General features: G+C 69.6%; 20 protein-coding genes. 7 read left to right on the plus strand and 13 right to left on the minus strand.

Annotation, left to right across the window (positions count from 1 at the left end; all coding sequences use genetic code 11):
• Positions 1–310 precede the first annotated feature (310 nt).
• Genes N8A90_RS10830 through N8A90_RS10850 form a run of 5 tightly spaced genes read right to left on the minus strand, consistent with a single transcriptional unit; the run spans position 311 to position 3,760 of the window.
• Positions 311–955, minus strand: a complete 645-nt coding sequence (locus N8A90_RS10830) for a histidine phosphatase family protein (protein ID WP_262074873.1) — start codon at positions 953–955, stop codon at positions 311–313.
• 25 nt (positions 956–980) lie between these two features.
• Positions 981–1,634: a DUF4136 domain-containing protein gene (locus tag N8A90_RS10835; protein ID WP_262074874.1), complete on the minus strand. Its 654-nt coding sequence runs from the start codon at positions 1,632–1,634 to the stop codon at positions 981–983.
• A gap of 50 nt (positions 1,635–1,684) precedes the next feature.
• Entirely contained in the window at positions 1,685–2,599 is a 915-nt protein-coding gene (ttcA, locus tag N8A90_RS10840; RefSeq protein ID WP_262074875.1) for a tRNA 2-thiocytidine(32) synthetase TtcA, read from the minus strand.
• Positions 2,596–2,967: a dihydroneopterin aldolase gene (locus N8A90_RS10845; RefSeq protein WP_262074876.1), complete on the minus strand. Its 372-nt coding sequence runs from the start codon at positions 2,965–2,967 to the stop codon at positions 2,596–2,598. The genes ttcA and N8A90_RS10845 overlap by 4 nt, the downstream gene beginning before the upstream one ends.
• 7 nt (positions 2,968–2,974) lie before the next feature.
• Positions 2,975–3,760, minus strand: coding sequence for an SDR family oxidoreductase (locus tag N8A90_RS10850; RefSeq protein ID WP_262074877.1), 786 nt, complete (start codon positions 3,758–3,760; stop codon positions 2,975–2,977).
• Here N8A90_RS10850 and N8A90_RS10855 point away from each other — a divergent pair.
• Positions 3,759–4,889 (plus strand): class I SAM-dependent methyltransferase, encoded by a 1,131-nt coding sequence (locus N8A90_RS10855; protein ID WP_262074878.1) that lies wholly within the window; start codon positions 3,759–3,761, stop codon positions 4,887–4,889. The genes N8A90_RS10850 and N8A90_RS10855 overlap by 2 nt on opposite strands.
• Before the next feature lie 15 nt (positions 4,890–4,904).
• On the opposite strand, the gene N8A90_RS10860 is transcribed toward N8A90_RS10855, so the two are convergent.
• Complete coding sequence (locus N8A90_RS10860) at positions 4,905–5,318, minus strand: DUF5329 domain-containing protein (RefSeq protein WP_262074879.1); 414 nt, start codon at positions 5,316–5,318, stop codon at positions 4,905–4,907.
• 83 nt (positions 5,319–5,401) lie between these two features.
• Between N8A90_RS10860 and hisN the strand changes: the two genes are divergently transcribed.
• Genes hisN through N8A90_RS10875 form a run of 3 tightly spaced genes read left to right on the plus strand, consistent with a single transcriptional unit; the run spans position 5,402 to position 7,332 of the window.
• A complete protein-coding gene (hisN, locus tag N8A90_RS10865) occupies positions 5,402–6,175 on the plus strand; it encodes a histidinol-phosphatase (RefSeq protein WP_262074880.1) in 774 nt (257 codons plus the stop codon).
• 10 nt (positions 6,176–6,185) lie between these two features.
• Positions 6,186–6,380 (plus strand): DUF2905 domain-containing protein, encoded by a 195-nt coding sequence (locus N8A90_RS10870; protein WP_262074881.1) that lies wholly within the window; start codon positions 6,186–6,188, stop codon positions 6,378–6,380.
• A 22-nt stretch (positions 6,381–6,402) separates the two neighbouring features.
• On the plus strand, positions 6,403–7,332 hold the full coding sequence (locus N8A90_RS10875) for an ROK family protein (protein ID WP_262074882.1): 930 nt from the start codon (positions 6,403–6,405) through the stop codon (positions 7,330–7,332).
• A 4-nt stretch (positions 7,333–7,336) separates the two neighbouring features.
• On the opposite strand, the gene N8A90_RS10880 is transcribed toward N8A90_RS10875, so the two are convergent.
• Positions 7,337–8,101 (minus strand): SDR family NAD(P)-dependent oxidoreductase, encoded by a 765-nt coding sequence (locus N8A90_RS10880; protein WP_262074883.1) that lies wholly within the window; start codon positions 8,099–8,101, stop codon positions 7,337–7,339.
• Positions 8,102–8,206: 105 nt separating this feature from the next.
• Here N8A90_RS10880 and N8A90_RS10885 point away from each other — a divergent pair, with 105 nt between their 5' ends.
• Positions 8,207–9,118: a LysR family transcriptional regulator gene (locus N8A90_RS10885; protein ID WP_262075169.1), complete on the plus strand. Its 912-nt coding sequence runs from the start codon at positions 8,207–8,209 to the stop codon at positions 9,116–9,118.
• Between the two features lie 6 nt (positions 9,119–9,124).
• Here N8A90_RS10885 and otsA read toward each other — a convergent pair whose 3' ends face one another.
• The 3 genes from otsA to N8A90_RS10900 form a co-directional block, all read right to left on the minus strand.
• Positions 9,125–10,513, minus strand: a complete 1,389-nt coding sequence (gene otsA, locus N8A90_RS10890) for an alpha,alpha-trehalose-phosphate synthase (UDP-forming) (protein ID WP_262074884.1) — start codon at positions 10,511–10,513, stop codon at positions 9,125–9,127.
• Positions 10,510–11,286, minus strand: coding sequence for a trehalose-phosphatase (otsB, locus tag N8A90_RS10895; protein WP_262074885.1), 777 nt, complete (start codon positions 11,284–11,286; stop codon positions 10,510–10,512). Before otsB ends, otsA begins: the two co-directional genes overlap by 4 nt.
• A gap of 72 nt (positions 11,287–11,358) precedes the next feature.
• Complete coding sequence (locus N8A90_RS10900; RefSeq protein ID WP_262074886.1) at positions 11,359–12,618, minus strand: multifunctional CCA addition/repair protein; 1,260 nt, start codon at positions 12,616–12,618, stop codon at positions 11,359–11,361.
• A gap of 118 nt (positions 12,619–12,736) precedes the next feature.
• Between N8A90_RS10900 and N8A90_RS10905 the strand changes: the two genes are divergently transcribed.
• The gene (locus tag N8A90_RS10905; protein ID WP_262074887.1) at positions 12,737–13,462 is read left to right on the plus strand and encodes an OmpW/AlkL family protein; all 726 of its coding nucleotides are present in this window, start codon (positions 12,737–12,739) and stop codon (positions 13,460–13,462) included.
• 61 nt (positions 13,463–13,523) lie between these two features.
• On the opposite strand, the gene N8A90_RS10910 is transcribed toward N8A90_RS10905, so the two are convergent.
• The 3 genes from N8A90_RS10910 to N8A90_RS10920 form a co-directional block, all read right to left on the minus strand.
• Positions 13,524–14,213, minus strand: a complete 690-nt coding sequence (locus tag N8A90_RS10910; RefSeq protein ID WP_262074888.1) for a glutathione S-transferase family protein — start codon at positions 14,211–14,213, stop codon at positions 13,524–13,526.
• An 82-nt stretch (positions 14,214–14,295) separates the two neighbouring features.
• Complete coding sequence (locus tag N8A90_RS10915) at positions 14,296–14,865, minus strand: MgtC/SapB family protein (protein WP_262074889.1); 570 nt, start codon at positions 14,863–14,865, stop codon at positions 14,296–14,298.
• Positions 14,865–16,862, minus strand: a complete 1,998-nt coding sequence (locus N8A90_RS10920) for a lytic transglycosylase domain-containing protein (RefSeq protein ID WP_262074890.1) — start codon at positions 16,860–16,862, stop codon at positions 14,865–14,867. The genes N8A90_RS10915 and N8A90_RS10920 overlap by 1 nt, the downstream gene beginning before the upstream one ends.
• 9 nt (positions 16,863–16,871) lie before the next feature.
• Here N8A90_RS10920 and N8A90_RS10925 point away from each other — a divergent pair, with 9 nt between their 5' ends.
• Positions 16,872–17,501, plus strand: a complete 630-nt coding sequence (locus N8A90_RS10925) for a 5-formyltetrahydrofolate cyclo-ligase (protein WP_262074891.1) — start codon at positions 16,872–16,874, stop codon at positions 17,499–17,501.
• The last annotated feature ends 30 nt before the right edge of the window (positions 17,502–17,531 follow it).

Here is a 17,531-nt window from a genome sequence, read left to right on the forward strand (position 1 = left end):
TGTCAGATTTAATAACAAAGCGCTCTTTTTTGCTGCTGATCTTCCACCTTGTGGATTGCGTTCGCCCATCTGCCGAAAGTCAGTCCAACGGCATAGGCCGTTCCGACAGATGTGACCGTGGAGATGCAATTGGTTGCTATTGCCAACTTGACAGCAATCACCGTCACAAGGCGTTACGCACGCTGCATTGTGCGCCCATTCGCGCAAGAAATGAATACTAAACACCTCAGGGTGACGCGAGGGCGACCCGACTGGCCGGCGGATGTGTGATGTATTTCCGCTGGGCGCTGCCAGGGCGCCAGCCGGCCACTCAGTCGATGGCTTCGTCGAGGGCGTCGTCGACGAGGTGGCCCACGTCACCCCAGCCGACCAGGCTCAGGCCCTGCGGCGTCCAGAGCAGCCGGTTGATGGCGGCGTTGCCGAGGTGCCAGGTGCGCGGGGCCTGCAGGTCCTGCCGCGTGGCGGCGCGGTACAGCACGTCCATGACGCCGCCGTGCGCCACCAGCACGACCAGTTCGCCGGCGTGCCGCGCCGCCAGTTCCTCGGCCACGCCGGTCACGCGTGCCCGGAAGGTGAGCAGCGACTCGCCGTGGCCGCCGGGCCGGTATTCGGGGTCACGGGTGCGCCAGCGCCGGGCGTCGTCGGGCGTCTCGGCGTCGATCTCGGCGAAGGTCCGCCCCTCGAAGCTGCCGAAGGCGCGCTCGCGCAGCCGCGGCTCCGGTTGCACGGCCAGGCCTCGGGCCGCGCCGATGGCCTCGGCCGTCTGCCAGGCACGGGCGAGATCGCTGGCGTAGATCGCCGAGATCGGCTCCTCGCCGAGCGCCTGCCCGAGCTGCCGGGCCTGGCGCAGGCCGGTGTCGTTGAGGCCGATGTCCAACTGGCCCTGGATGCGCGTGTCCACGTTCCAGGCGGTTTCTCCGTGGCGGACGGCGATGAGCCGGGTCGCCTCCATCATGCGGCGGGTGCGCGCCGGCACTGCGTCATGGCGCGGCCTTGGGAATCTCGATGTTCACCCGGCGCTCGCCCTCGGGCGGGTTCGGAAAGCCCTGCAGGGCCGCCTGGAACATCACCGGCAGGACGGCCGAATCGGCGCTGTACGGCCCGTCGTTGCGGGCACGGGTCTCGTACACCACCTTGTTCGACGGCAGCTCGCGCAGCACCACGCTGACTTCGCGCAGGTACCAGGGGCTGGCCGCCGGCGGGAAGCCCGGGCCGTACCAGCCGGGGCCGTACCACGCCGAGCCGTACCAGCCGCGCCCGTAGCCCGGGCCGAAGCGCGGCCCCGGACCCCATGGGCCCCAGCCCGGATAGAAGCCGGGGTCGGCCCATGGGGAGTAGGTCGGCGTGACGCGGGCCCCGATCTGCGCGGTGTAGCGGGCGCCGGCGTCGTCGCGCCGCAGGCCCGCGCGTTCGAGCGCCGGGGCGGCCATGGCTTCGAGCGCCGCCGCACCGCGCGCGCCGTCGCCGCCCTGCTGCGAGGGCAGCCGCTCGAAGCGGTAGGTGGCGCCGGCCGCGACGTCGGCAGCCGGCAGGTTCGAGAAACTGCGCACGTCGCTGTCGACCACCCAGCGGGTGGCGCAGCCGCTGAGCGTGATCAGCAGCGCGGCGGCGGTCAGGATTCGGCGAAGAGGCATGGCAAGAGATCTCCAAAGGCGCGATGACGGCGCCAGCGCCGTCGCGCCGCTCAGAGCTGGACGATGCGCAAGGACGAGGCCGCCGCAGGGAATTCGGGTGTGTCGAAGGCCTTGTCGCCTTCGGGGTCGGGCACACCCGTCGCCTTCAGACCCTTGAAATCGAAGGATGTTCCGTCGAGCAGGTGCGACGGCACGATGCTCTGCAGGGCGCCGAACATGTTCTCGATGCGGCCCGGGTGCTTCTTCTCCCACTCGCGCAGCATCTCGCCGACCTGCTGGCGTTGCAGGTTTTCCTGGCTGCCGCACAGCGTGCACGGGATGATCGGGAATTCGCGGTGCTGCGCCCAGCGCACCAGATCCTTCTCGGCCACGTAGGCCAGCGGGCGGATCACGACGTGGCGGCCGTCGTCGCTCACCAGCTTCGGCGGCATCGACTTGAGCTTGGCCGCGAAGAACATGTTGAGGAAGAAGGTCTGCAGCATGTCGTCGCGGTGGTGGCCCAGCGCGACCTTGGTGGCGCCCAACTCGTCCGCCACGCGGTAGAGGATGCCGCGTCGCAGCCGGCTGCACAGGCCGCAGGTCGTCTTGCCCTCGGGGATGACGCGCTTGACGATGCTGTAGGTGTCCTGTTCCTCGATGTGGAAGGGCACGCCCAGCGCCTTCAGGTAAGTCGGCAGCACGTCTTCGGGGAAGCCCGGCTGCTTCTGGTCGAGGTTGACCGCCACGATGTCGAAGTGGATCGGCGCACGGGCGCGCAGCTTGAGCAGGATGTCGAGCAGCGCGTAGCTGTCCTTCCCGCCCGAGACGCACACCATGACCTTGTCGCCCTCTTCGATCATGTTGTAGTCGACGATGGCCTTGCCGACTTCGCGGCACAGGCGCTTCTCGAGCTTGTGCGTCTCGCGCTCGATCTTCAAGACCTTGTCCTGCGACACAACTTCTTCCTCGACCCAGATAGCGCTCATGACCATTGCCCCGTTTCCACGCGAATCGCCACTTCGCAGTCGTCGAAAATCTTCAGCTTGGCGATCTTCACCCGCACGCCGAGCACGCCCGGCAGCTGCATCAGCCGGTGCGCCAGCTTGCCGATGAGGCTTTCCAGAAGGTTCATGTGCACCTCGGTGCACTCCTCGATGATGATGCGGCGCACCTTGCGGTAATCCAGCACATGCGTGATGTCGTCGTCGGCCGGCAGCAGCGGCTGGCTGCCGAGGTTGAGCTCGGCGTCGACCTGGATCTGCTGCGGCGCGTCTTGTTCCTGCGCGAGGATGCCGACGCTCGCGTCGAAGCGCAGGCTGGTCAGCGTGAGGATCTGGGTGCCCTTGGTCAGCATCGGTGGCTCACATCAGCGAAAAATCGCGTTTGAATTTCATGAGGTGCTGGCCACCGTCCACCAGCAGCGTGGTGCCGGTGATGGAGGAATTCTCCAGCGCGAATCGCACGGTGGCCGCCACGTCGGCGGCCGTCGAGGAGCGGCCCAGCGGGCTGGCCGAATGCAGGCTGCGGAATTTTTCTTCGCTCAGCATGTGGCTCGTGAGCGTGAGGCCCGGCGCGACGCCCACCACTCGCAGTTGCGGCGCGAGGGCCAGCGCCAGCATGGTGTTGGCGGCTTCCAGCGCGGCCTTCGACAGCGTGTAGCTCAGGAAGTCGGGGTTCTGGTTCCAGAGCTTCTGGTCGAGCAGGTTCACCACGGCGCCTTGCGCCTCGGCGCCGCGCGACAGCAGGTGCGTGTGCAGGGCCTGCGCCAGCAGGATCGGCGCCGCCGTGTTGGTGCGCAGATGCGCCTCCAGCGACGCGAAGCCGATGCTCGCGGCGTCGTCGTGCTCGAACAGCGAGGCGCTGTTGACCAGCGCGTCGAGCCGACCGAACTGCGCGACCACCTGCGGCACCAGTTCGCGCGCCTGGGCCTCGTCGGCCAGGTCGGCGCTGACCATGGCCGAGGGCAGCCCCGCGCGCGCGGCGCAGTCGGCCGCGGTCTGGCGGGCCTCGTCGGCCGAGTGCCGGTAGTGCACCGCCACCTGCCAGCCGCCGTCGGCCAGCGCGAGCGCGATCTCGCGGCCGAGCCGCTTGGCGGCGCCGGTGACGAGAACGGTGCGCACGGGGCGCGCGGACGAGGTCTGGGGCATGGGGGAGGAAGTGAAGAGAGACAATCGTGGCGTGACCACGACCCCCCCAATTTTAACGACCGCGCTCGACCGGCTCATCGGCCAGGCCATTCAGCGCGCCGGCGGCTGGATCGGCTTCGACCGCTTCATGGCGCTCGCGCTCTATGCACCGGGACTCGGCTACTACGCCAACGCGAGCCGCAAGTTCGGCCACCTGCCGTCGTCCGGCAGCGACTTCGTGACGGCCCCCGAGCTCACGCCCCTGTTCGGCCAGACGCTGGCCGTCCAGGTCGGCGAGGCGCTGGAACGCAGCGGCACCGACGAGGTGTGGGAATTCGGCGCCGGCTCCGGCGTGCTGGCGCTGCAACTGCTCGACACGCTGGGCGAGCGCATCGCGCGCTACCGCATCGTCGACCTGTCGGGCACGCTGCGCGCGCGCCAGCAGGAGACGCTGGCGGCCCACGCGACGAAGGTCGAATGGCTCGACGCGCTGCCCGAGGCGATGCAGGGCGTGGTGGTCGGCAACGAGGTGCTCGATGCCATGCCGGTGCAGCTGCTCGCGCGCGTCGGCGGCCGCTGGTTCGAGCGCGGCGTGGTGGCCGGCGCGCAGGGGGGCTGGGCCTGGGAAGACCGGCCCACCACGCTGCGCCCGCCGATCGAGATCGAGGGCGAGCACGACTACCTCACCGAGATCCATCCGCAGGCCAAGGCCTTCATCGCGACGCTGGCGGACCGGCTGAAGAAAGGCGCCGCCTTCTTCCTCGACTACGGCTTTCCAGAATCGGAGTACTACCATCCGCAGCGCCACATGGGCACCGTGATGTGCCACCAGGCGCACCGTGCCGACGACGACCCGCTGGTCGACGTCGGCGCCAAGGACGTCACCGCGCACGTCGACTTCACCGGCATCGCCCTGGCCGCGCAGGACGCCGGGCTGCACGTGCTGGGCTACACCAGCCAGGGGCGCTTCCTCATCAACTGCGGGCTGCTCGGCCTGTCCGACCAGGCCAGCGTGGCACAGCGCGCGCTGGCGGGCCACCTGGTGCACGAACACGAGATGGGCGAGCTCTTCAAGGTGATCGGGCTGGCCGCCGGCGAGCCGTGGGAGCCGATCGGCTTCGCCGCAGGCGACCGCAGCCACACGCTGTAGGGTGCCGAGCCGGCGTCAGGGCGGTGGCAATCCGCGGAGGGCGCGCAGCTCCTTCTTCAGGAAGGCGTTGGCCTCCACCGGCGCGGCGTCGCCCAACTTCACCAGGTACGGCTTGCCGGTCATTTCCGAGCGCGAGGCGCACCGCTCGATGAAGTCGTCGGCGGTGACGATCTCGTCTTTGAAGTGCGCGTACTTCGCCTGCATGTGCTTCGCCGCCTCGGCGGCGTTGTGGGCGCTGCCGTTGCGCAGGAAGGTCAGGGTCGACATCTGCTCGACGCGCCGGATCAATGTCTGGATGATCGCGTGCTCCTCGGGCGAAGGCGTTGCCGCGCTCGACGACGCCCAGGCCAGTAGCAGCGTCGGCAGCAACAGCCACCGAAGCCAACGATGAAACGCCATGCCTTTGTCTTTCATGAAGGGATCGGCCATGCTTGCAGCCTCGGCGCGGCGTGTCAAACCCACTCGGGTCTAATGGCGCCTCGTCCCTGGTCACTTCCCCCGAATTCCGCCCGATGAGCCTCACGCCCGATCTCCTCCGCACCGCCCATGCCCTCGCCGACGCCGCGGCCGCCCAGTCGATGGCGTACTTCCGCACGCCGCTCGACATCATCACCAAGGCCGACGAAAGCCCCGTGACCCTGGCCGACCGCGCCGCCGAGACGGCGATGCGCGTGGTGCTCGCCGCCGAGCTGCCGGCCGACGGCATCTATGGCGAGGAGCACGGCTCGGAGCGCGTCGACGCTGCAAGGGTGTGGGTGCTCGACCCGATCGACGGCACGCGCAGCTTCATCACCGCCTCGCCGCTGTGGGGCACGCTGATCGGCGTGCTCGAAGGTGGGCGTGTGGTGCTGGGCATGGTCGACATGCCGGTGCTGGGCGAACGCTGGGTCGGGCAGGCCGGCGTCGGCGCGCACCGCAACGGCGTGACCGTGCAGGCGAGCGCCTGCCGCGAGATCGCGCAGGCCCGCATCGTCACCACCTCGCCCGACATCTTCAGCGCCGCCGACTGGCAGGCCTTCGACGCCTTGAGCCGGCGTTGCGCCATGCGCCGCTTCGGCGGCGACTGCTACGGCTACGCGCAACTGGCCGGCGGCACGGTCGATCTGGTGGTCGAGACCGGCCTGCAGCCCTACGACTACCTCGGGCCCGCCGGCCTGATCGAGGCGGCCGGCGGCGTGATCACCGACTGGGAAGGCCGCGCGCTCGGCCTGCAGTCCGACGGCCGTGTCGTGGCGGCGGCCACCCCCGAGCTTCACCGACAGGCGCTGGCTGCGCTGGCCGCCTGACCTGGGTTGCATGATCCGCTGGCTGGTCGTCGTCGTGCTCGCGTTGCTGCTCATGAGCGGGCTGACGGCGTGGCTGCGGCGCTTCGGCTTCGGGCGCCTGCCCGGCGACTTCGAGTTCCGCGCCTTCGGGCGCGAATGGCAATTGCCGATCGGCAGCACGGTGGCGCTCAGCACCCTCGCCGCGCTGGTGGCCAAACTGATCTGATTCCCAAAGAGACACCCACGCCATGAGAGCCTGCGTCGACATCGGTGGTACCAAGGTCGCGGTCAGCCTGGCCCTGCCGGGCAACGACACGCTGATGGCGCGCCAGACCGCGCCCACCGCCAAGACCGGCCGCCACGACGCGGTCGCGCAGCAGGTGCTGGGGCTGATCGATGCGGCCTGTGCCGCCATCGGGGTGTCGTCGTCGGCCATCGAAGCGGTCGGCGTGTCGTCGGCCGGGCCTTTCGTGCTGAACGGCGGCTGCATCGAACTGGCCACCCCCAACATCTGCGGCGGCCTGGCCGGCCCGGCGCGCGGGCTGCCCAACGACTGGATGACCGCCCCGATCGAGGCGCCGCTGCGCGCGCGTTTCGCGCGCGTGCGGGTCGAGAACGACGCGGTGGCCGCGCTCGAGGCCGAGCGCCGCTGGGGTGCGCTGCAGGGCCTGGACCACTGCGCCTACGTCACCTGGAGCACCGGCGTGGGCGTCGGCCTGTGCGTCGACGGCCGCCCGCTGCGCGGCAAGAACGGCAACGCGGGCCATGCCGGCCACACCTTCGTGGCCGACGACGACAACCGCGATGCGCTGTGCGGCTGCGGCAACGTGGGCGACGTGGAAGGGCTCGTTGCGGGCAACGCGATCGCGCGCCGCTTCGGCCTGTCGGCGCAAGCGCTGTTCAAGGCGGCGATCACCGGCGAGCCCGAGGCCCTGCGCACCACCGACGCGCTGTGCCGCGTGATGGGCCGCACCCTCTACAACCTGGTCGCCACGCTCGACCTGCAGGCGATCAGCCTGGGCGGCAGCGTGTTCTGGCACAACCGCGACTTCCTGCTGCCGCGGCTGCAGGCGCAGATCGACGGCCACCTGGCGCCGCTGACCCGCGGCGTGCGGCTGCACGCGGCGGGCCTGGGCGACAAGGTCGGCGACTACGCCGCGCTGGCGCTGGTGGACTGAGACCTCACAGGAACATCCCGCCGGAAGCCTCGATGCGCTGGCCCGTGATCCAGCGGTTGCCCGGCTGCAGCAGCATTGAGATGGCGCCGCCGATGTCGTCGGGCAGGCCGACGCGGCCGAGCGCGGTCTGCGACGCGATCATGGCGTTCAACTGCGCGTTGTCGCGCACCGCGCCACCGCCGAAGTCGGTCTCGATGGCGCCGGGCGCCAGCACGTTCACCGAGATGCCGCGCGGGCCCAGTTCCTTCGCGAGATAGCGCGTCAGCACCTCGATGCCGCCCTTCATCGACGCGTAGGCGGCGTAACCGGGCAGGACGAAGCGGGCCAGGCCGGTGGAGACATTGACGATGCGGCCGCCGTCGGCGATCAGCGGCAGCAGCGCCTGCGTGAGGAAGAACGGGCCCTTCAGCTGGATGGCGACCAGCGTGTCGAACTGCGCTTCGGTCGTCTCGGCGAAGGCCGCATGGATGCCGATGCCGGCGTTGTTCACCAGGTGGTCGAAGGTCTCGCGCTGCCAGACGCGGGCCAACGCGGCTTTCACCTCTTCAGCGAAGGCCGGGAAGCTGCCGCTCTTGGACACGTCCAGCGGCAGGGCCACCGCGCGGCGCCCGAGCGCCTCGATCTCGCGAACCAGCGCCTGGGCTTCGTCGGCGCCGCTGCGGTAGGTCAGGATCACGTCGGAGCCCTGGCGGGCGAGGTGCTGCGCGGTGTTCTTGCCGAGGCCGCGGCTGGCGCCGGTGATGAGGGCGATGGGTGCGTTCATGGTCATTCCTTGTGGGTTGAGATGCAGTGGAATGAACTGTAGGGAAAGACAATTGTCGGATAAATTCCCTGAAATCAACCAGACTGTTCAGCCATGAAGAATAATGGCGCCATGGTCATGGAACTCGGCGCGCTGCGCACCTTCGTCACGGTCGCCGAGCTGGCGAGCTTCACCCGCGCGGCCGAACAGCTCGGCATGCCCAAGGCGCGGGTGTCGACCACGGTGCAGCAGCTCGAGGCCGAACTGGGCACGCGGCTGTTGCACCGCACCACGCGCACGGTGCGCCTCACGCCCGACGGCGAGCAGTTCCGCGAACGCGCGCTGCTGCTGCTGGCCGATGCGGACGAACTGCAGGCGCTGTTCCAGCAGGCGCCCAGTGCGCTGCGCGGCCGGCTGCGGCTCGACCTGCCCATCGGGCTGGCGCGCGCGGCGGTCATCCCGCGGCTGCCGGAGTTCCTGGCCCTGCATCCGCAGCTCGACGTGGAGTTGAGCACCACCGACCGCCGCGTCGACCTGATCCACGAAGGGTTCGACTGCGTGCTGCGCATCGGCACGCTGGAGGATTCGGGCCTGGTGGCGCGCCGCCTGGGCGAACTGGCGCAGATCAATGTCGCCAGCCCGGCCTACCTGGCCGCGCACGGCACGCCGCACACGCTCGCCGATCTGGCGGCCCACCGGCTGGTGCGCTATGCGCCAGGGCTCGGCGGCGCGCCGGCACTGTGGGAGTACGACATCGGCGATGGATTGAAGACGCTGCCGATGGCCAGCATCGTCACGGTGACCAGCACCGACGCCTACCAGGATGCCTGCATCGCCGGGCTCGGCATCATCCAGGCGCCGTCCTTCTGGCTGTGGGCATTCATCGATGCGGGCCGGCTGGTCGAGGTGCTGCCGGCATTCCGCGCACCGCCGATGCCGGTGTCGCTGCTCTACCCGCACCGCCGCCATCTGTCCAAGCGGGTGCAGGCGCTGATGGACTGGATCGACGGCGTGCTGCGTCCGTTCCTGCAGGCGCCCGCCTGAGCCGCGTCAGGAGCGCACGTTCGGCAGGGCGCGCAGCGTGTCGAGGAAGGTGTTGCGCCACCAGTGCACATCGTGGTCGCGGATGCGCTGCAGCAACTTCTGATGGCGCGCGCGCCGTTCATCGAGCGGCATCTGCAGCGCCTGCTGGATCGTCTCGGCCGTGCCGTGCACGTCGTAGGGGTTGACCAGCAGCGCTTCCTTCATCTGCTCGGCCGCGCCGGCGAAGCGCGACAGCACCAGCACGCCGGGATCGGCCGGGTCCTGGGCCGCGACGTATTCCTTCGCCACCAGGTTCATGCCGTCGCGCAGCGGCGTCACCAACCCGACGGCCGCCGCCCGGCACAGGCCCGGCACGCGCTTGCGCGCCACCATGCGGTGGATGTAGCGCACCGGCATCCAGTCGAGTTCCCCGTAGTCGCCGTTGATCGCGCCGCACAGCGACTCGAGTTCTCGCCGGATGTCGCCATAGGCGTCGACGCTCTCGCGCGTCGGCGAGGCGATCTGGATCAGCGTTGCGCTGCGCCGGTTCTCCGGGTAGTTCGCCAGCAGCTCGCGGAAGGCGCGCACGCGGTGCGGGATCCCCTTGGAGTAGTCGAGCCGGTCGATGCCCAGCAGCAGACGACGCTGCGAATACTCGCGCTTCATCGTCTCGTACATGTCCTTGGCTTCCTTGGCATGCGTGAGCGCCAGGAACTGGTCCACGTCGATGCCGATGGGGAAGGCGCGGCAGCACACCGTCTGCCCGTAGGCGCGGTACATGTCGTTGCCCAGCGCCTGGCCATGCGCCTCGTTGATCACGTAGCGCTCGAAGTGCTGCACGTCCTGGTTGGCCTGGAAGCCGATCAGGTCGTAGGCGAAGAGCGAGCGCGCCAGCCATTCGTGCTGCGGGATCGCCGCCAGGATGATCTGCGGCGGCAGCGGAATGTGCAGGAAGAAGCCGATGCGCTGCCGGCACCCCATGGCGCGCAGCTCGGCCGCCAGCGGGATCAGGTGGTAGTCGTGCACCCAGATGATGTCGTCTTCCTTCAGAAGCGGCATCAGCTTGCGCGCGAACAGCTGGTTCACGCGGCGGTAGCCGCCGATGAAGCCGGCGTCGAAATTGGCCAGGTCCAGGCGGTTGTGGAACACCGGCCACAGCACGTCGTTGCTGTAGCCCGCGTAGTAGCTGTCGTGGTCTTCGCGGCAGAGGTCGAGGGTGGCCAGCGTGACCTTGCCGGCCTGGTGCTTGTGCATCTCGCCTTCGCCGGTCGGGCCGTCTTCGACGATGGTGCCGCTCCAGCCGAACCAGAGCCCGCCGGTCTCCTGCAGCGATTCGCCCAGGGCCACGGCCAGGCCACCGGCGGCGGGCTTGCGCGGGTCGGCCACGCGGTTGGAAACGACGACCAGGCGGCTCATCGTTGCGTCTCCGGTCGCGGACCGCCCGGCCTCGGGTGGGGTCCATCCGCCAGCAGGTCGCGCGCCTCCAGCAGCCATTCGTAGACGGCCAGTGTCGAGTCGAGCCGGTGCAGCGCCTGCGTCGGTCCGGAACCCACCTTGATGGCGATGCCGCCGCGTGGCTGGACGACCGCGAAGCCGGTCTCGTCGGTCGTGTCGTCGCCGGCGAACACCGGCACGCGCCCGGCGAAGGGCGCCTCGCGCATGAAGGCGTCGATGGCGACGCCCTTGTTCACGCCGGCCGGCTTCACCTCGAAGACGAACTTGCCGTGCAGCAGTTCGAGTTGCGGTTGGTCGTCGAGCAGGCGCACGAGTGCGTCGCGGCAGACCTCGCCCAGGTCGGGCGCCATGCGGTAGTGCAGTGCGATGGCCGAATGCTTGCGCTCCACCAGCAGGCCCTTGTGCGCGCCGGCGAGGTCGTTGCACGCATCGAGCACGAAGGCGAGGTCGGGCGGGCGCTGCTCCTGCATGTCGCCTTCGGCGTCACGGCGCTGCACGCCGTGCTCGCCGGCAGCCGGCAGGCGCAGCGGCGCGAGGAAACGGTCGAGCACGTCGATCTGGCGACCCGAGACCACGGCGAGTGCGCCACCCAGCAATCCGTGCAGATCGGTGAGCAGGGCCACCAGCGCGGGTGGCACTTCGATGGCTTCGGGGGTTTCGGCCAGGGCGACCAGCGTGCCGTCGAAGTCCAGGAAGAGGGCGGCGTCGGGGGTGAGTCGGGGAGGCTTCTGCATCGCGACAGACCTTAACAGCCGTTGCTGCGGCGTCGCGTCGGCCAACGCCGCGAGTGCCTGGGACCGTATGGCTCAGCCCGCCTCGCCCAGCAATGCCGCCACGGCCTCGGTGCGCGCGCGGCTCACGGCCTCGCCGATCTTGGGCCCCGTGGCGCCCCGCTGCGCCGCCGCCTCGGCGATGGGCCGCGTCGGCACGGCCAGCGCGGCGTCGAGCACGCGCTGCAGGCGTTCGCGCGGCGGATACGGCCGGTCCTCGAAGCCGAGCCGGCCGCGCGCATCGCATTCGCAGGCCAGCAGCGCCTGAGCGAAGCGCCCAGGCTTGCGCAGCGCGTCGCAGCGCTCCAGCAGGCGCATCAATGCCGCGGCGCCCAGGTCGGCACTGCGGTGGATGTTGCCGTGCTCGCGCGCCACCACGTTGGCCAGCTCGCGCAGTTCGACCGGAATGCGCCAGCGTTCGCACACGGCCTGCAGCAGCCGGGCGCTGCGCTGCTCGTGCCCGATGTGGCGCGGCAGTTCGTCGGCGCGGGTCGTGCCCTTGCCCAGGTCGTGCACCAGGCAGGCGAAGCGCACCGGCAGCGGCGCCTGCAGACGGGCCGCCATGTCGAGCACCATCATCAGGTGCACGCCGGTGTCGACCTCGGGGTGGTGCGCCGCCGGCTGCGGCACGCCCCAGAGCCGGTCGACCTCCGGCAGCAGAACCTTCAACGCGCCGCAATCGCGCAGCACCTCGACCATGCGCGACGGGCGCGTTTCCATCAACCCACGCGACAGCTCCTGCCAGACGCGCTCGGGCACCAGGGCATCGACCTCGCCGGCGGCCACCATCTCGCGCATGAGCGCCTGGGTCTCGGGCGCGATCGAGAAGTCGGCGAAACGTGCCGCGAAGCGCGCCACCCGCAGGATGCGCACCGGGTCTTCACGGAAGGCGTCGGTCACGTGGCGCAGCACCTTCTGCCGCAGGTCGCGCTGGCCGTGGTACGGGTCGACCAGCGCCGACGCGTCGATCGGGACGTCGGCGGCGCGCTCGGCGGGCAGGGCGATGGCGTTGATCGTCAGGTCGCGCCGGGCCAGGTCCTGATCGAGCGTGACGTCGGGCGCCGCGTGCACGACGAAGCCGCGGTAGCCCGGCGCGCTCTTGCGCTCGGTGCGGGCCAGGGCGTATTCCTCGCGCGTCTGCGGATGCAGGAAGACGGGGAAATCGCGGCCCACGGGCAGGTAGCCGCTCGCTTCCATCTGCGCCGGTGTGGCGCCGACGACCACCCAGTCGCGGTCGCTGCCGGCCCGGCCGAGCAGGGCATCGCGGATGGCACCGCCGACGAGAAATGTGTTCATTCGTTCAAGTGTAGGGATTGCCCGGAGATGAAAAAAGCACGATCGTTCGTAATATTCCGGACGGCAGATACGCAGAGGGCGAATGCCGGCATTCATCTTCACTCGGAGCAACTCGTCAATGAAAAAATCACTCTTCGCGCTGGCGGCCGTCGCGGCCTTGGGGTCGGGCAGCGCCATGGCACAGAACGCGGGCGATTGGGTGCTGGGCGCCGGCTGGATGCACTTCGCACCGCAGGATTCCAGCACGCCGCTGCGCTTCACCTCCCCGATCAACGCCGTCGTGCCGGGCTCCGGCGCCAGCGTCGGTAGCTCGGACACGCTGGGCCTGACCACCACCTATTTCTTCGACAGCAGTTGGGCGGTCGAAGGCGTGTTCGGCATCCCGCCGACATTCAAGCTGGCGGGCGAGGGCTCGCTGGCGTCGCTGGGCAAGCTCGGCGACGCCAAGCAGTGGAGCCCGACGCTGCTGGCCAAGTACTACTTCGGCAACGGCAACGATGCGTTTCGACCCTTCGTCGGTGCGGGCGCCACCTACGTCTGGTACAGCGACGTCAACCTGACGTCGAACCTGCAGAACACCCTGGGCGGCCGGCTGGGGCGTCCGGCGGGCAGCACCAGCACCAAGGCGAAGCTCGGCGACTCGTTCGCACCGGTCGTCAACATCGGCGCGGGCTACCAGATCGACAAGCACTGGGGCGTGTCCTTCTCGGTGTCGTACATCCCGCTGAAGACCAAGGCGAAGCTCACCACCCGCACGGCGGCAGGCACCACCATCGGCACCAGCGAGACCAAGCTCACGCTGAACCCGATCGTGACCTACCTGCAGGCAACCTACCGCTTCTGAGCCTCGTCCGAATAGAAAACGCCGCGCAGTGCGCGGCGTTTTTCATGGCCGTGGAGGGTGCTCAGTTCTGCAGCCGATACGGCTCGTCTTCCACGACGAATTGATGCTCCGCCAGCGCCGCGTCGGTCCAGGCCCTGACCGATGGCAAGGCATGCACGCGCGCCACGTATTCCGCGATGGCCGGCGGCACCGGCAGCGCGTAGGTCTTCAGGCGCGAGGCCATCGGCGCGAAGTAGGCGTCGGCAATGCTGAAGTCGCCCAGCAGCATCGGCCCGCCGTGCTGCGCCAGCAGGCCGCCCCACAGCTGCACCAGCCGCGCGAGCTCTTGGCGCACGTTGGCCCGGTCGCGCAGCAGCAACCGGCCCTGGGAGGCGAGTTCGGCCTCGATGTTCATGCCGCAATGGTTGCGGATTGCGCGGAAGCCCGCGTGCATCTCGGCGCAGGCGCTGCGGGCCTGCGCGCGGCGGGTCTTGTCGGCGGGCCACAGCGCCTTGTCGGGGAAGGACTCGGCCAGGTACTCGGCGATGGCCAGCGTGTCGGACACGACGATGTCGCCGTCGACCAGGAACGGCACCGTGCCGGCGGGGTTGATGGTCCGCACGGCCTTCTTGAAGGCGGCGTCGGGGCTGGAGAAGTCCGGGCCGAAGCGCACCATGACTTCCTCGAACGGAATGCCGGCCTGCGTCATGAGCACCCAGGGGCGCATGGACCAGGACGAGTAGTTCTTGTTGCCGATGTAGAGCTTGAACATGGCGGTTTCCCCATTCAAAACATCCGATGCTAGCGGCGAAGCACTGCGCGATTGATGTCCAAGCGCAGCGCGATTGATGCGCTCAGCGCGGCGGCGGCCGGTCGTCCGACGAACCTGCGATGCGCCGCTCGTCGCCGGCGCTCTCCGGCGGCGACTGGCCGGGACCGACGAAGCGCTCCAGCAGCGCCACCACGCGCGGCACCAGCGACAGCACCGCCAGCGCCAGCAGCGTGCTCAGGATGGCCGTCGTTTCCCGGCCGAGCCCGCAGGCCATGCCGATGGCGGCGGTCATCCACAGGCCGGCGGCGGTGGTCAGGCCCTGCACCTGCTGCTCGTCGCGGCCGTGCTTGAGGATGGTGCCCGCGCACAGGAAGCCGACACCCGCCACCAGCCCCTGGATCACACGGCTCATGTCGGCCGGCACGATGCCGGTCTGTTGCGGGATCAGCACGAACAGCGCCGAGCCGACCGCCACCAGCATGTGCGTGCGCACGCCGGCCGCCTTGCCCTGCTGCTCGCGCTCGAAGCCGAGCGCGAAACCCAGCACGCTCGCGAGCGTGAGACGCACCCCGATGCGGGTGAACTGGGCGCCGTCGCCGGCGTCCGAAAACTCGGCCGCGACGGTGTCGAGCACCACGTCCACCCAGGCCATCAGGGCAGGTCCTTGTTGGGCTCCGGCTCGGCGGCATCGCGCGGGCCGATGCGGCCGAGCCGGCTCCTGAGCGACTGCGGCTGCCCGCTGATGATGGCGGCGTAGTTGGTGGTGTTGGCCAGCACCTTCTTCACGTAGTCGCGCGTTTCGTTGAAGGGCACGTTCTCGGCCCAGATGGCGGCGTCGAGCACCGGCCCGTTGCGCCAGTTGCGCGGCCGGCCCGGGCCGGCGTTGTAGGCGGCCGCGGCGAGCGCCATGGAGCCGTCGAAGTCGTCGAGCGCGAGCTTGAGGTAGTTGGTGCCGATCGTGATGTTGGTTTCGCGGTCGTTGATCTGGTTGGGCGTGAAGCCCGTCAGCCCGATCTTTCGGGCGGTCCACCGCGCGGTGGCCGGCATCACCTGCATCAGGCCGGAGGCACCGACGCCCGAGCGTGCCTCCATGATGAAGCGGCTCTCCTGGCGGATCAGGCCGTAGACGTAGGCCGGGTCGAGCCCGATGTCCTGGCTCTTGCGCAGCACCGTGTCGTGGAAGGGCATCGGGAAGCGCTGCTCGATGTCGATCGCGCCCTTGGTGCGCTCGCTGGTGTTGATGCAGCGGTCCCACACCTCGCGCTGGCAGGCGAGGTCGGCGGCGGCGAGCAGTTCGCGGTCGCCCATGCCGCCGTTGTCGTGCAGGTTGGTGGCGTAGTTCCACTCGCGCACGCCCTCGGGCCGCAGGCCGATCGCGATGGCGTACAGGCCGCGCGCGAGCGACGGGTTGTTGCGTGCGGCCTGCTTCTCCTCGGGCGTGAGCGGGTCGGGCTTGGTCGGCACCACGGCGCGCTGGCCCAGGTCTTCCAGCGCCAGCAGCTCGTAGAAGCCGCGCGTGCCGGCGATGGTCTCGAGCAGCGTGCGCGCCTGGGTCTTGCGCTCGTCACCGCCCATGGCGGTGAGGGCGCGGGCGCGCCAGTAGACCCAGGTCGGGTCGTCCTGGGCCTTCTCGCTCATGGCCAGGACGGCGGCATTCACGTCCTTCCACTGGCCGGCGCGCAGGGCGGCGCGCACCTTCCAGCCGAGCATGTCGTCGGTCAGATCGCTGTTCTTCGTGACGTTGGCGAAGTAGACGTTGGCCTGCGGCGAGAGCTTGGTCGCGGCCTGCCGGCCGATGGTGCCCCACAGCCAGTTGCGCTCCTCGGCGCTGAGCATCGGCGCCCATTTGCCCTCGAGCTGGCCGGCGGCCTGGTCGGGGTCGGCGACGGCGACCTTGATGAGGGCCAGCACCACCATTTCCTTGCGGGCACGCGATGCGGCGATGATCGCGCCGCCCAGGAACTTCGCGGCGCTGGCGTTGACCTGGTCGAACGTGGGCAGCGCATCCGGTGCGGCCAGCGTGATGGCGGCGCGCGCGGCCTGCGGCCGGTTGGCCTCGATCGCCAGACGGGCCTTCTTCCAGGCCGTCTCGGGCGTCAGCAGGCGGGAGGCGATCAGCCGGTCGGCCGCGGTCAGACAGCCGTCGTCGGCGTCGCGCTGGCGCAGCCAGGTGTCGCGCACCGATTCGACCTGTGCCTTGGTGGCCGCGCCGGTCTTGAGGACGTCCACCAGCGTCGCGTAGCACTGCACCTGCGCGTCGTCGCGCATGCGAAAGCCGGCGTACATGTCGGCGAAGCCTTCCCAGTCGCGGCGCTGGCCGAGCAGCAGCAGCCAGTCGTTGCGCAGGCGGTCTTCCTGGTAGGTGCCGGCGTAGCGCGCGAGGAAGTCCTGCACTTCGAGCGGGCTCGCTTCGTTGAGCCGCGCCTTGAGTTCCCAGTAGGCGGCCCAGGGTTCGAGCGCATGGCCGCGCGCCTGCGGCAACAGGGCGGCCAGACGCGCCTTGTCGCCGCGCTGGAAGGCCTGTTTCATCTGGACGAGCACGTCGTCGTTCGTGTTCTGCGCGCACGCGGGCTGGAACAGCGCAGCGAACGTGAGGGCGATCGCGCCGAGGAGGTGGCGCCGGGGTGCCAAAATGCCAGTAACTTGCATCGGGGGATTATGGACAAGGCACACGACGAAAACGCGGCGGATGGCCGCAAGGAAACGGCTGCTTTTCTGAAGGCTCAGCTGCGGGCAGCGCTCATCGAGCAACGCCTGACGATGCCCGACCGTGGACAGCGCGCCGATCTTTTGCAGCGCGTCATGCGCATCTGGCTGGTCGGCCGACCCGACACGGTGATCGGCGCCTACTGGCCGATCAAGGGCGAATTCGACCCCTTGCCCGCGCTGCACCGCTGGAAGGAGGACGGCGAACTGCAGGGCGAACCGCATCGCCGCCGCATCGGCCTGCCGGTGGTCAACCGCGACCACAAGACCCTGACCTTCCACGCGTGGTACCCGGGCTGCCCGATGGAGAACGATGCCTACGACATCCCCAAGCCCAAGGACACCGAACTGATCGTGCCGACGCTGCTGTTCGTGCCCTGCCTGGGCTACAGCGCCGGCGGTTACCGGCTGGGCTACGGCGGCGGCTTCTACGACCGCACGCTGGCCTCGCTCGAGCCGCGGCCGTTCACGGTGGGGCTGGGCTTCACCGGCGGTTTCCTCGACGACCTCGAACCCGAGGCGCACGACGTGCCGCTGGACGCCATCCTGAACGACAACGGCGTGGTCTGGCCGATTTCTTGACTCTCCCCCGAGGGCTCGCGCACTGCGTGT

This window comes from Variovorax sp. N23 (genome assembly GCF_025486315.1).
GTDB lineage: Bacteria > Pseudomonadota > Gammaproteobacteria > Burkholderiales > Burkholderiaceae_C > Variovorax.

Bases quoted from the DNA above. Each gene is read 5' to 3' on its own strand.
- N8A90_RS10830 (WP_262074873.1), bottom strand. From the start codon at position 955: ATGATGGAGGCGACCCGGCTCATCGCCGTCCGCCACGGAGAAACCGCC.
- N8A90_RS10910 (WP_262074888.1), bottom strand. From the start codon at position 14,213: ATGTTCAAGCTCTACATCGGCAACAAGAACTACTCGTCCTGGTCCATG.
- N8A90_RS10905 (WP_262074887.1), top strand. From the start codon at position 12,737: ATGAAAAAATCACTCTTCGCGCTGGCGGCCGTCGCGGCCTTGGGGTCG.
- N8A90_RS10880 (WP_262074883.1), bottom strand. From the start codon at position 8,101: ATGACCATGAACGCACCCATCGCCCTCATCACCGGCGCCAGCCGCGGC.
- N8A90_RS10835 (WP_262074874.1), bottom strand. From the start codon at position 1,634: ATGCCTCTTCGCCGAATCCTGACCGCCGCCGCGCTGCTGATCACGCTC.
- N8A90_RS10920 (WP_262074890.1), bottom strand. From the start codon at position 16,862: ATGCAAGTTACTGGCATTTTGGCACCCCGGCGCCACCTCCTCGGCGCG.
- N8A90_RS10855 (WP_262074878.1), top strand. From the start codon at position 3,759: ATGGGGGAGGAAGTGAAGAGAGACAATCGTGGCGTGACCACGACCCCC.
- N8A90_RS10900 (WP_262074886.1), bottom strand. From the start codon at position 12,618: ATGAACACATTTCTCGTCGGCGGTGCCATCCGCGATGCCCTGCTCGGC.
- N8A90_RS10925 (WP_262074891.1), top strand. From the start codon at position 16,872: ATGGACAAGGCACACGACGAAAACGCGGCGGATGGCCGCAAGGAAACG.
- N8A90_RS10915 (WP_262074889.1), bottom strand. From the start codon at position 14,865: ATGGCCTGGGTGGACGTGGTGCTCGACACCGTCGCGGCCGAGTTTTCG.
- N8A90_RS10885 (WP_262075169.1), top strand. From the start codon at position 8,207: ATGGTCATGGAACTCGGCGCGCTGCGCACCTTCGTCACGGTCGCCGAG.
- otsA (WP_262074884.1), bottom strand. From the start codon at position 10,513: ATGAGCCGCCTGGTCGTCGTTTCCAACCGCGTGGCCGACCCGCGCAAG.
- otsB (WP_262074885.1), bottom strand. From the start codon at position 11,286: ATGCAGAAGCCTCCCCGACTCACCCCCGACGCCGCCCTCTTCCTGGAC.
- hisN (WP_262074880.1), top strand. From the start codon at position 5,402: ATGAGCCTCACGCCCGATCTCCTCCGCACCGCCCATGCCCTCGCCGAC.
- ttcA (WP_262074875.1), bottom strand. From the start codon at position 2,599: ATGAGCGCTATCTGGGTCGAGGAAGAAGTTGTGTCGCAGGACAAGGTC.
- N8A90_RS10870 (WP_262074881.1), top strand. From the start codon at position 6,186: ATGATCCGCTGGCTGGTCGTCGTCGTGCTCGCGTTGCTGCTCATGAGC.
- N8A90_RS10850 (WP_262074877.1), bottom strand. From the start codon at position 3,760: ATGCCCCAGACCTCGTCCGCGCGCCCCGTGCGCACCGTTCTCGTCACC.
- N8A90_RS10875 (WP_262074882.1), top strand. From the start codon at position 6,403: ATGAGAGCCTGCGTCGACATCGGTGGTACCAAGGTCGCGGTCAGCCTG.
- N8A90_RS10860 (WP_262074879.1), bottom strand. From the start codon at position 5,318: ATGGCCGATCCCTTCATGAAAGACAAAGGCATGGCGTTTCATCGTTGG.
- N8A90_RS10845 (WP_262074876.1), bottom strand. From the start codon at position 2,967: ATGCTGACCAAGGGCACCCAGATCCTCACGCTGACCAGCCTGCGCTTC.